The following is a 12,558-nucleotide window of genomic DNA, read 5'->3' on the forward strand; positions in this document are numbered from 1 at the left end:
CACTTTCCCGATATACTGTTGGCAAACAGGAATATGTGGAGGGAAAGATATGAGAGCTATCATATGTACAAAGTATGGATCACCAGATGTGTTGCAGCTTAAAGACATAGCGAAGCCATCACCCAAAGATCATGAGATTCAGATTAAAATACACGCAACAACTGTAACATCCGGGGACTGCAGAGTTCGTGGTTCCAATGTTCCGTTTCTGTACTGGGTACCGATGCGTCTTTTTTTGGGATTCCGAAAACCTCGAAATTCGGTCCTAGGCGTAGAGTTGGCAGGAGAAGTTACGGCGATTGGCAAGGAAGTAAAGCAATTTAAGTTAGGTGATCAGGTGTATGCCATCAATGGATTGTCTTTTGGTGCCCATGCTCAATATATATGTCTCTCCGAAGAGGATCCAGTCGCTCTGAAACCCTTCAACGCAACGTATGAGGAAGCAGCAGCGATTCCCTTTGGTGGAACTACGGCCTTATATTTTCTGCGCAAAGGAAACATTAAACGGGGAATGAAAGTGCTCATCTATGGAGCTTCGGGAGCCGTAGGAACTGCTGCTGTACAGCTTGCGAAATATTTTGGAGCAGAAGTAACGGGGATATGCAGTACAACGAATGTGGAGTTCGCGAAGTCACTTGGTGCCGAGCATGTTATAGATTATATGAAGGAAGACTTTACAAAAACAAGTCAGCGGTATGATCTGATATTGGATGCAGTTGGCAAAGTCTCCAAAGGTCAGTGTCGGCACCTATTGGCACCTAACGGCACCTATGTCACTGTTGAGGGGCAAGGCATCGCAAGGGTCACTGCAAAGGATCTGATACTTCTTAAAGAGTTGATGGAGGCTGGTGAGATGCAAGCGGTGATTGACAGACGTTATCCCTTGGAGCAAATTCAGGAAGCTTATCGTTATGTGGAAACAGGGCGAAAGAGGGGAAATGTCGTGATTTCGGTCAAACATGAGAATTAATTGGCAGTGTGTCCTTTTTGAGTTGGAACGGAACCTAACGTCGCACAATTAGCCAACCTATTGCAAACAGTCCTTATGAGATACACGAGGCCACAAAGTAACTGTGAATCTGAAGTGAACTTACTTTTCAAAGGAATGAAAAAGCTGCCCTCGGTCATATGACCAAGAGCAGCTTTTCACATGTTAGATACGCATGGCAGTTAATGAGCTATTAAGCTTTAACTTGTTCTCCAGCAAATACTTCCACGTTCATTGGAGCGGCCATGAATGCTGCTGCTTGTTGAACAAAAGCTTGGAAATGTGTACTTGTGTTGTGGGAAGCTGTAGCAGCTTCATCTTTCCACAGCTCGATCATGGTGTATTGTTGTTCTTGTTCTGTGCTTTTTGCCAGGTCGTAGCTGATGTTACCTTCTTCTTGACGTGTAGCAGCAATCAGTTCTTTCGCAGCTGCGAGGAATGCTTGCTCTTGGTCCGGTTTAACTTGCAGATGAGCGTGAATGATAATCATAATGTATAACCTCCATATTGTGTTTGTTTGGAATGTGTTAAGAATGTATGCTTATTGACCAGTATAATCGTGACTTACAGGGAAACCGTCCCTGATATTATGCCCAAGTTGTGATTGTTTCTACTGGCAGACGGTAGGAAGGATGACCTTCTTTGGCTGCTTTACCGATCGAGATCAACATAACCGGTTGATAACGCTCTTTGTCCATGCCAAATGCTTCTGCAATTTGATCTTTCTCATAACCACCGATTGGGTTGGTGTCATAACCATGAGCACGTGCAGCAAGCATCAATTGCATGGAAGCAAGGCCAGCATCGATCAGGTTAACGTCACGAAGATCGGAAGCAGCCATCTTTTCGTAATAAGGCATTACGGTTTTGAGCTGCATATCCTTAATGTCTTGTGGCATGTAACCAAGTTCTACGGCTTTACCAAAAATCTCATCCATGTATTCAACGTTGTTCATATCAATGAATACGCCAATAACAGCAGCAGAAGTCAAAACCTGATTTTGATTGAATCTTGCAAGAGGCGCAAGCTTTTCTTTGCCTTCAGCTGTATCTACAACCAGAAAACGCCAAGGCTGTAAATTGATCGAAGATGGTGCACGGGAAGCTTCTGACAGAATTTCAGTCATTTCTTCACGGCTGATTTTCACTTCAGGATCGTAAAGCTTAACAGAACGGCGACCGTAGGTAATTTCGTTGAAATCATTGGTTTTTTGGAATTTGCTTTGAATTGTACTCATGCATGGATCTCTCCTCTATATATGGGTTTAGAAATTGTTGTGCATACGTTCCAGGAAATCGGCGAGTGACTGAACTTCGTCTTCACTGAAATCCTGTAAAATTTGGTTGATAAAATTAGTCTTCTCAGCTTTGTAGCCTTCAATCTGCTTCCGACCGTGGTCCGTCAGACGAACAAAAGTGACCCGATTATCATCGGGGTTCTTACGTCTTGTAACCATCAGGTCCGCCTCAAGCTGTTTTAAGTGGCGTGTTATCGCAGCGCTATCAATGTTAATGATTTTCTGCAGCATGGATTGGTTAATCTCATCGACCTGATCCAGCTCATGCAGAATTTCAAAGCGAGAGGAACTGATACCCGTACAGCGTTCGAACTTGGGACTGATTTTGTTGCCCAACACGTTCAGCAGGTTGATGATCTGTTCTTCTTTGGAAACAATACGTGTCATGACTAGACCTCCCGGGTGAATCTGAATCATGAACAACGGCGTATGTTAACCAATGATTAATGTTGCAGTATACAATGCCATTGCCTAATGATTATTTGGATGCTCTCGATCATTGATGTATCAATATTTGATGCGTCAATCATTGATGGCTCAATTAATATATCATGCCGTTTATGATTTTGCAACAGCTTAGAAAATGTTGCTGATGCTGGCGCTATTTTCCCGCTACGTATACATTACAGTCCGTATATGGTGTCCAAATGTATAAGTTAATATTGATTATTTATGTTATTGAGAATTGTTATCAATCTATCTATAATAAAAGGAATTATACTGAAAAATTTACTGTTGAAAGCTAAAAAAATAGAGTTTAATCAGTTAACAGAGAATCGGATCAGAACAGGGAGGGGACGTCATCATGGAGGAAAATGATTGGATCAAACAACTGGAGCAACTACATTTCTCTGCTGTCCACGTCTGCCATTACTCTAGCAATCCGGGGGCTGTACAGCGTCGGATCTGGAAAAGGTTCGCCATTTGCAGGGTCATCGTTGGCAAGGGATCTTTGTCTATGGATAACATTGTACATACGGTATCTCAAGACGAGTGGTTTTTGTTGAAGCCAGGAATGCATGTGGAGTTTCAGACGGATATGGAAGCACCTGTCCGATATCAGATCATTTTATTTTCCTGTGTTACACTTACCCGGCGTAAGAATGCTTGGCATACCGAGGCATTTGATCTCCCTGTGACAGGCAAACTTAATGTTCCTTCCAATACACGTGATATTCAGGAGATGATGGATACCCTGATGAGTGGAAAACACTCGTTTACGAGTCTGGAAAAGACGCGCAGGAAACATCTTTTGCATCAGTTGTTGATTCAGCTAATGATGCACGTGAATGAAGCGACACCCCCTGTAGCAGGGATGGATTTGGCACTTGAATATATGACGCATCAGTATATGCAAGACATTCGAATTGATCAGATGGCCCGCATGGCAGGGCTTAGTGTGAACCATTTTATCAGAACGTTCAAACGGCAATTAAATATGACCCCAATTGAATATATACTGAAACTACGTATGGCAAAGGCCAAGCAGCTGTTATTTTCTTCAGATAAAATCAAGGAAATTGCGGAGCAAGTGGGTTATAAGGACGAGCACTATTTCAGCAGAGTCTTCAAGAAAAACGAAGGAATCGCCCCAACGTTGTATATGAAAAATAAAGTGAATCGCATTGCCACCTTATATTACGGGTTGGACGATTATGTGATAACGCTCGGTTTGAGGCCAGTATCCGCTTTATCCTATGGTCAGAGGGTGGCTCGTCATATTGCCATACCTGCGCTTCAAGCACACAGTCATCAGGGACTTATCCTGGATAGCTTCAATCAGAACTATGATGATTTGAGGCGAGTCCAACCGGACCTGATCATTACGAGTGATCGTTTGGAACCAAATGACTCCCTGCATCGTATCGCGCCTACCACCATGCTGGAGCACACCAACCATTTTGGGGAAAGGCTTCTGTATATGGCGGACATTATGGGCCGCACCGAACAGGCTGTACAGTGGATAGAACAACATGCTGAACTGAGTCGGGTTCTTCGAGGGCGTATTCAATCGAGGTGGGGGAAACAGAGTGCCATGTTCATCCGGGTGACTTCTCATTTCTACCGAATGTATGGATTGAACAACCAGACAGGAGCCCTATTGTATGATGATCTGGGATTTTATTTGCCTCGTGATTTTCCGGAACAACAGTGGGCTGTAGAGAGTAAAGTTAGCGATTTGCAGTTATATGACGTGGATCATGTGTTTGTAATGGTCGATCCCACAGAAGAGGCACGTGCTCAACTGAGGCAATTACAGCAATCCAGTGCATGGTTGGCATTAAAGGCTGTTCAAGAAGGCCATGTATATAATGCAGGAGATATTTTTTTCAAAACGCTGGGTCCCACCGGACGCATGTGGGCCATGCGATATGTGGCAGAGAAACTTGGGGTTACCTTACGGTGATATTGTGCAAGAGAAGAGAGTGGAATAATCCATGGTAAGCCTGTATGCTTTTCCCTACTATAGTGATAATGATTATTATTATTAAATAGCAGAGGGGATTTACTACAAATGGTAAGACAGAGAGCAGCAACGATGATACTGTTGGCCCTGCTTGTGCTCGTTCTGACGGCATGTAGCAAGGCATCAGAAGTAACGGAAGCAACGCCTCCGCAACAGGATACACCTGTGGAAGAGAGTGGTACGCAAACGATTGAGCATCTTAAAGGAACAGCGGTTGTACCGCAAAAGATAGAGCGTATGGTGGTATTATCTGCTGCTTACATCGATCACATGTTGACGATTGGTGAGAAACCAGCAGGCGTTAATGTAGAAGTTCGTTACGGAGGAGATTATTTGCCTTACCTTGCAGATCAGCTTGCCGGCGTTCCAACGGTAGGGTCGGCAGATAGTCCTAACCTGGAGGCTATCCTTCAGATTGATCCGGATGTCATCGTTATTGAGAGTCGAACTGCGGAGAGTATGTATGATCAGTTGGAGAAAATCGCTCCGACGATTGTACTTGGTACCGAATGGCTGGATTATGCTGATGATACAACCTATTGGACACAGGATCTGTTGACCATTGCCGGGATGTACAACAAAGTGGATCTGGCACAAGAAAAGATAGCCGAGGTAGAGCAACAGGCGAAGCAACTAAAAGCGAAGATCGAACAACTGGATCAAAAAAAGTTGGCTTATCTGCGTGTAAGAGAGAAGACCTTGCAAATATACGCGGCAAAAGGACATCCAACCAACACACTTTTATATGATGATCTTGGATTTGTGCCAACGATTGTGACACCTGCCGAACAACGTGAGGACTTATCCATGGAGAAAATTGCAGATGTGGATGCTGATTTTGTAGTTCTGGAGATTGACCCAAATGCCGATGAGTATTTAAACAACATCAATGCAAGCTCACTCTGGAAGGGAGTACCGGCTGTTGGTGCAGATCAGGTCTATACGACAGACTCGTTCTGGTTGTTTAAGGGCTGGGGAGCGATTGGGCGAAGCGAGATTATCAACGAAGTTGAAGAGATGATTCAATAGATGAGACGTTATCCAAGACATGATTATTCAGAGATGTCGGAAGCGTTACAGCAATTTTTTGTGACGACGATCCAAGTGGACTGCGATGATTCCAAGTATCCTTTCCGTGTGAAGGATCTGCTGAATGAAGAGAAACGAAACTTGATATTGCGTGAACAGGCTATGCAGCAAGGGCTTCAACTGGGAGGCAAAGGAAGTGTGGCCGTTGGTACACTTTTTGCTAAGCGTTACTCCGTATTTGTTATGTCCGTAATCTCAGCATTCAGTCTATACGATACGATACTTAGCATTGCAGACGATGATGTGCGGTTTGAATTGAATGGAGCAGGTGGCATGCGATATGAGACTCGGCTGAAGAGCTCCTTTCTGGAGGGTGGAGATCCTGTTCAGCGCAGATCAGAGAGCGGCTTGCTCAAGAAGAGAATGCTGTTACATCTGGAACCCGTTCTGCGAGCAGTAGCCGTTAGTACAGGAGCGAGCGATAAGGTAATGTGGTCTCTAGTTGCCCATAATGTGCAACAATTGTATGAACGAATGATCAATGATCAGAGCATATGGAAGACGGATCAGCGGCTTGAACAGATCAAGGAAGATCAAAGCCTATGGTTTGACGAACAAAATGAAAATGCATTTACATTTGCCATGAAGCTGAATCGCTTTGATCACCCCGAGTGGCAAGGACCGCCGTTCTTGATACGTCGATATTGTTGTTTGGCTTATCAAGTTGGAGACGGCAGTCATACACATGGTTATTGCAACAGTTGTCCGAAGCTGGATTCGGATTCCCGATTGAGCAAACTTCTCCAGCAGTGAACAGACACTCTTGTACCGCAGGGTACGAATCTGTTTCAGACAATCCATGTTCTCTTCGGTTTCCAATGGGTAGAATCTAGGATCAACAAGCTACACAACCTGCAGCGGCTTGAGCCAGCGTCTGCGGGTTTGTTGGCTTTGTACAGGGTCACGATACCTTTGCATTGAGGGATAGTATTCGTTATACTACAAGCTATTGATCAATTAATCACTAACTATTGGAGGGCGAATTACCATGGCTAAAGATACAGCAGCGTCGGTTAACCGGCGAAATGATATTATCTCTGCAGCAATTGACGTCTTCGCGGAAATTGGCTATTATCGTGCGACTACAGCCCAGGTGGCTGAACGGGCACAGATCTCACAGCCGTATATATTTCGTTTTTTCAAAACAAAAGAAGCTTTATTATTAACTGCAATTGAGGTCTCATGGACACGGGTGATTGATTCGTTTCGAATTGTGGTTGAGACGGCGACGCCAGATCAGTTGGAACATGATCTAATTGAAGCCTACGATAAGATTCTGGAATCGCACAAGAGCGAAATCTTGCTTCAGATGCAGGCGCAAACGATCCGGGAGGAAGTCATTCGTCAGGCCATGCAAAAAGGCATTAGTGATGTACGAAGCATGGTACTGGAAGCTTTCACCGTTGCAGGAATTGCTGAACCGCTAAAAAGAACCATGATTTTTCTGGCAATCGGGATGTTGTGTAATGTATCTAATGCACTGGATATGCCGGAGCTGAAGGAGCGATAGAGAGGGAGGAAAATCCCTTTTTGAATTTTAGTTATTGATCAATCACTAAATATGGTTTATATTGTTTTCAGGTAAGTAATTGATCAATAACTAAATGGATGAAAGAGGTCGATGTATGATGAAAAGAGCTATTGTGATCGGAGCCACAGGTGGAACAGGTGCAGCAATTACGGAAGAATTGATTAGACGGGGTATTTTTACAATTGCATTTGGGCGATCCCGTCAAAAACTGGAGCAACTTGCGGTAAAGTTGGGATCTCCAGATCACCTGCAAATCGCAGTGGGAGATGCATTTCGGTCGGATGATATTATCGCTGCTTCCCTAGAAACGGATGTCATGTTTCATTGTGCGAATGTCCCGTATAACGAGATGGAAAGCAGGCTAATTCCGCTGGGCGAATCCGTGATGGCGGCAGCAGAACACTTGGGTCTGAATGTGGTGGTAATAGACGGAATCTACCCTTATGGCAGAAGACAAATGAAGGAAGTAACCGAAGAACATCCGAAACAGCCACATACCCGCAAAGGCAAGACACGACTTGCATATGAACAGATGTTATTCAGCACAAGATGGACCAGAGCTCAGGTGATGATTGTTCGCTTGCCAGACTATTATGGCCCATCGGCCAATCAGGCTTCCTATCTGGGTTCAACCCTTGAAGCGATAGCAAAAGGAAAGATGGCTTTTTTTATCGGGAATATGAAGGTACCCAGAGAGTACATCTATTTACCGGATGCTGCAGTCATGGTGGTGGAGCTGGCTAGTAGAGAGATGACGTATGGACAGAATTGGAACATTCCTGGATCGGGGATCATCTCGGGTCATGACATCGTGCGATTGGCACAGAAGGCTGCGGGAAGAAGCAAACCTGTGATGGCGTTAGGAAAAATAGGGTTGTCGTTGATTGGACTAGGTGTACCCGTTATGAAAGAAATTGTAGAAATGTTATATCTAACCGAGGAACCCCTGATCTTGAGTAGACAGAAGTATGAGGAACGGATTGGCCCGGTTGTGGCAACATCTTTTGAAGAAGGAATTGCGTTGACGATTAAGGAGTTGCAGGGGGAGTAGAGGGAAATATATTTTTTAGAGAAAAGTAATTTGATTGATCACTAATCGTGAAGGTTTTATAGGTATATTGAATAGGGGCGCACAAAGCTAGTCCAGGGCATAGAGTGTACTATTGTAAAATGCGGGGATTTGACGTGGTGTACAGGGAGGGGGGGTTCTCTTGTGAGCGGTATATCCAAAAGGAAACGCAAAATTTCCTCAATCAGTACAGGTAAACGGAAAGCAAAAAAATCAAAAAAGCACTCTATCCCAAAAAAGAAGAGGAAGTCTTGTAAGAAAAGCAGACGTAAATGCAAAAAAAAGAAAAGCCACAGGATTCCTTTCCTTCGCGGCCCACGGGGTTATCGGGGAATGAGAGGATTCACTGGAGCAACAGCCGCTACTGGGTTAACCGGAGACCCTGGGTATCCCGGCATATGGGGAGCAACCAGTTTAATAGGACGAACCGGAGTAACTGGAACCACGGGAAGTACCGGAATAACTGGAGTCACAGGTGCAAAAGGAGCTACCGGACTGATGGGCACCACAGGTGTGACTGGAACTACAGGATTTACAGGTCCGACCGGTCCAACGGGTGAGGCGGGAGCAACTGGATCTACAGGAAGCACAGGAGATACAGGTGCAACGGGAACAGGATCGACTGGAGTCACAGGAACAACCGGCGCAACTGGAATTACCGGATTTGGTGTTACAGGCGTGACCGGGGCTACAGGGATTACAGGCCCGACGGGTCTAATAGGTATTACGGGTGCGACTGGATTAACGGGAAGTACTGGCGAAATTGGAATCACAGGCCCGTCCGGAGCAACTGGTGCCACTGGGGAAACGGGTCTAACGGGACTTACTGGTACGACAGGACCCACTGGGGGGATCGGGTCTACGGGAGCTACTGGTGTACCCGGAACTACAGGAAGTACTGGTGCGACGGGAGCGACTGGCGTCACTGGAGAGACGGGTCTAACAGGTATTACGGGTGAGACTGGAGTTACAGGAAGCACTGGTACTTCTGGAACAACAGGCACTACGGGAGCAACTGGATTAACGGGAGTGACAGGAGCAACCGGCGAAACAGGCACGACAGGCATCACTGGCGTTACTGGAAATACTGGTGCTTCAGGGATTACTGGATTTACGGGCAGCACAGGTGCGACCGGCACGACTGGTTTGACAGGATTCACCGGAGCGACAGGAAGTACTGGTGAGGCGGGGCCAACAGGAGTTACAGGTACGACTGGTCTAACGGGCCCCACCGGGGGCACTGGCGAAACAGGAACAACCGGAACTACAGGAGCAACTGGAACTACAGGTCAAACAGGGTTCACAGGACTAACGGGAGTTACCGGTCCAACAGGAACGACAGGGTTAACAGGGGTAACCGGAATCACCGGTGAGACCGGAGCCACAGGGATTACAGGTACAACTGGACTAACTGGCTTTACTGGAACCACGGGTATCACAGGCGTGACCGGAGCCATTGGTGCGACTGGGATCACAGGAATCACGGGTACAGCTGGTGTAACTGGCTCAACAGGAGAAACAGGAGAAATAGGAAGTACAGGTGCCACGGGAGTAATCGGCGCAACCGGAACAACTGGTGCAACAGGAAACACAGGGCTAACAGGAGTCACTGGTGTCACCGGGGCTACAGGTGTAACGGGATCTACCGGTTTGACTGGCCCAACAGGAGAGACAGGACTAACAGGTATAACTGGAGCTACTGGAAGTACGGGTGCGGCGGGAACAACTGGTGAAACGGGAATTACGGGGACAACCGGAGTCACAGGTGTAACTGGCACGACAGGTCTCACCGGGGCTACTGGTTCAACTGGTAATACCGGAGCTACTGGCATAACCGGGGTCACCGGTGAAACAGGGCCAACTGGCTTAACTGGCGTTACGGGTACAATTGGTGTGACAGGAGCCACAGGCGTCACTGGAGAGACGGGTCTAACTGGGAGCACAGGTACGACTGGAGTTACTGGTATAACCGGTCCGACAGGCACTACAGGACTAACAGGGACTACTGGTGAAACAGGACCAACAGGTACGATTGGGGCAACGGGTATCACGGGAGTTACTGGTGTAACAGGAGCCACAGGAATTACTGGTGCAACCGGAACTACTGGAGCTACAGGTCCAACAGGGGCGACAGGTACGACTGGTGTGACGGGATCAACTGGAGAAACAGGGTTCACAGGACCAACCGGTGCGACTGGATTAACTGGTGTTACAGGTACAACAGGTGCGACCGGAGCCACAGGGGAAACGGGTACGACTGGAGCAACGGGGAGTACGGGTTCCACCGGAGTCACTGGTCAAACTGGTGTGACAGGATCAACCGGAGTTACGGGAGTAACTGGACTTACTGGATTAACTGGGGAGACGGGTCTAACCGGGATTACGGGAGCGACTGGAACCACTGGCGTTACTGGGGTATCTGGATTTACAGGAGTTACAGGGGCAACCGGTCCAACGGGTATTACTGGTGAAACAGGAATAACCGGCACGACGGGCGTAACTGGCATTACGGGTGTGACTGGAGCTACTGGAACTACAGGCGCCACTGGCACAACTGGCCAAACTGGCGAGACGGGAGTAACTGGACTTACTGGGGTTACAGGTAATACAGGATTTACTGGAACGACTGGAGCAACTGGTGCCACTGGAGAGACGGGTCTAACAGGGGTCACAGGTACGACTGGTGTGACGGGGCCTACCGGGGCTACTGGAGCAACAGGAATCACGGGCATTACAGGAGAGACGGGTGCAACAGGCACGACAGGACCAACAGGACCAACCGGAGCCACTGGTGCGACTGGTGCTACAGGGGCAACCGGTCCAACGGGTATTACTGGTGAACCAGGAGCAACCGGCACGACCGGCGTAACTGGCATTACGGGTGTGACTGGAGCTACTGCAATGACAGGTGCCACCGGCACAACTGGCCAAACTGGTGAGGCGGGTCCAACAGGGGTCACAGGTACGACTGGTGTGACGGGACCCACCGGGGCTACTGGAGCAACGGGAACTACGGGAGTTACTGGCGTAACTGGTGCCACTGGGATCACAGGTGTGACTGGAGCAACAGGAGCCACGGGTATTACAGGAGAGACGGGTGTAACAGGCGTTACCGGCCCGACAGGTGTAACGGGACCGACCGGCGCGACTGGAACAGCAGGAACCACGGGACCCACAGGTATTACTGGCGCGACCGGAGCAGCTGGGGCTACAGGGCTCTCAGGTGTATCAGGAGCCACAGGCACAACAGGAATTACGGGTATCACGGGTGTAACAGGAGCCACCGGAAGTACTGGTTCAGCAGGAGTTACAGGTATAACTGGCGCGACCGGAGCAACTGGAGAAACAGGAATAACGGGAGCTACTGGTTCTACAGGTGCAACTGGGGTCACTGGGGTTGCCGGAGCTACTGGAACTACTGGGGTTACAGGCATCACAGGTCCAACCGGCCCGACTGGACCAACTGGTGCTAACGGACTTACAGGAGCTACCGGCATAACTGGTGTAACTAGTGCAACCGGAGCTACGGGAGCAACAGGAATTACAGGAACAACAGGTGCCACGGGATTGACAGGAGCCACTGGACCAACCGGCCCCAATTTTGCAACACAAGGGTTCTCGGCCTTCCTGGCGACACTTTCGACAGCAACGAGCGCTCAGTTAACCAACTGGACGACAACGAGTCCTTATTACGGTAATGCCAACTTCAATGCAACAACAGGAAATTATACGGTCCCGGTGACAGGGAGATATTCCATTGTGGCCACGATCAATTATGCAACGACCGCAGCGATCGCCCTATCACTGGGTGCTGGAGTTAACCCAGCCTTTCTAGTCCAGAGGACATCACCGACAGTTACAACGCTAGTTAGTGGTTTATTGCCCGTACTCAATATAGCAGTTACACTACTAACACTGCGGGCAGTGCTGGGAAGCGGTGCAGTTACTTTGGCGGTAGAAGTGGCATTGAATGCGGGAGATGTGATTGGACTGTTCTATGCTGCAAACGGGCTGACGATTACGTTGAATCTGGGCAGTGGTGCTACAAATGGCATTGTGTGGTCTGTGCATGAGATCACCTAAACACTTCTCAACGGATTGCGCCTATGGACAAAT

The 12,558-nt window shown here is 47.7% G+C and carries 10 protein-coding genes; 7 read left to right on the forward strand and 3 right to left on the reverse strand.

Annotated features, from left to right (window positions below):
- The first annotated feature begins 49 nt into the window (after positions 1 to 49).
- A complete protein-coding gene (locus J2X75_RS02305; protein WP_310334085.1) occupies positions 50 to 970 on the forward strand; it encodes an NAD(P)-dependent alcohol dehydrogenase in 921 nt (306 codons plus the stop codon).
- Between the two features lie 211 nt (positions 971 to 1,181).
- On the opposite strand, the gene J2X75_RS02310 is transcribed toward J2X75_RS02305, so the two are convergent.
- From J2X75_RS02310 to J2X75_RS02320, 3 genes are all read right to left on the reverse strand, one after another.
- Entirely contained in the window at positions 1,182 to 1,478 is a 297-nt protein-coding gene (locus J2X75_RS02310) for a putative quinol monooxygenase (protein ID WP_192132513.1), read from the reverse strand.
- Between the two features lie 97 nt (positions 1,479 to 1,575).
- The gene (locus J2X75_RS02315; RefSeq protein ID WP_310334088.1) at positions 1,576 to 2,226 is read right to left on the reverse strand and encodes a nitroreductase family protein; all 651 of its coding nucleotides are present in this window, start codon (positions 2,224 to 2,226) and stop codon (positions 1,576 to 1,578) included.
- Positions 2,227 to 2,253: 27 nt separating this feature from the next.
- Positions 2,254 to 2,673, reverse strand: a complete 420-nt coding sequence (locus tag J2X75_RS02320) for a MarR family winged helix-turn-helix transcriptional regulator (protein ID WP_017689456.1) — start codon at positions 2,671 to 2,673, stop codon at positions 2,254 to 2,256.
- A gap of 418 nt (positions 2,674 to 3,091) precedes the next feature.
- Here J2X75_RS02320 and J2X75_RS02325 point away from each other — a divergent pair, with 418 nt between their 5' ends.
- From J2X75_RS02325 to J2X75_RS02350, 6 genes are all read left to right on the forward strand, one after another.
- Entirely contained in the window at positions 3,092 to 4,693 is a 1,602-nt protein-coding gene (locus tag J2X75_RS02325) for an AraC family transcriptional regulator (RefSeq protein WP_310334090.1), read from the forward strand.
- 108 nt (positions 4,694 to 4,801) lie between these two features.
- Complete coding sequence (locus J2X75_RS02330) at positions 4,802 to 5,782, forward strand: ABC transporter substrate-binding protein (protein ID WP_310334091.1); 981 nt, start codon at positions 4,802 to 4,804, stop codon at positions 5,780 to 5,782.
- Positions 5,783 to 6,595, forward strand: coding sequence for a hypothetical protein (locus tag J2X75_RS02335; protein ID WP_310334092.1), 813 nt, complete (start codon positions 5,783 to 5,785; stop codon positions 6,593 to 6,595).
- A gap of 235 nt (positions 6,596 to 6,830) precedes the next feature.
- Entirely contained in the window at positions 6,831 to 7,352 is a 522-nt protein-coding gene (locus tag J2X75_RS02340; RefSeq protein ID WP_105598084.1) for a TetR/AcrR family transcriptional regulator, read from the forward strand.
- 118 nt (positions 7,353 to 7,470) lie between these two features.
- Positions 7,471 to 8,424: an NAD-dependent epimerase/dehydratase family protein gene (locus J2X75_RS02345; RefSeq protein ID WP_310336619.1), complete on the forward strand. Its 954-nt coding sequence runs from the start codon at positions 7,471 to 7,473 to the stop codon at positions 8,422 to 8,424.
- A gap of 516 nt (positions 8,425 to 8,940) precedes the next feature.
- Positions 8,941 to 12,525, forward strand: a complete 3,585-nt coding sequence (locus tag J2X75_RS02350) for a collagen-like protein (protein WP_310336620.1) — start codon at positions 8,941 to 8,943, stop codon at positions 12,523 to 12,525.
- Positions 12,526 to 12,558: the final 33 nt, after the last annotated feature.

Source organism: Paenibacillus sp. 2003, assembly GCF_031455635.1.
Classification (GTDB): domain Bacteria; phylum Bacillota; class Bacilli; order Paenibacillales; family Paenibacillaceae; genus Paenibacillus; species Paenibacillus amylolyticus_B.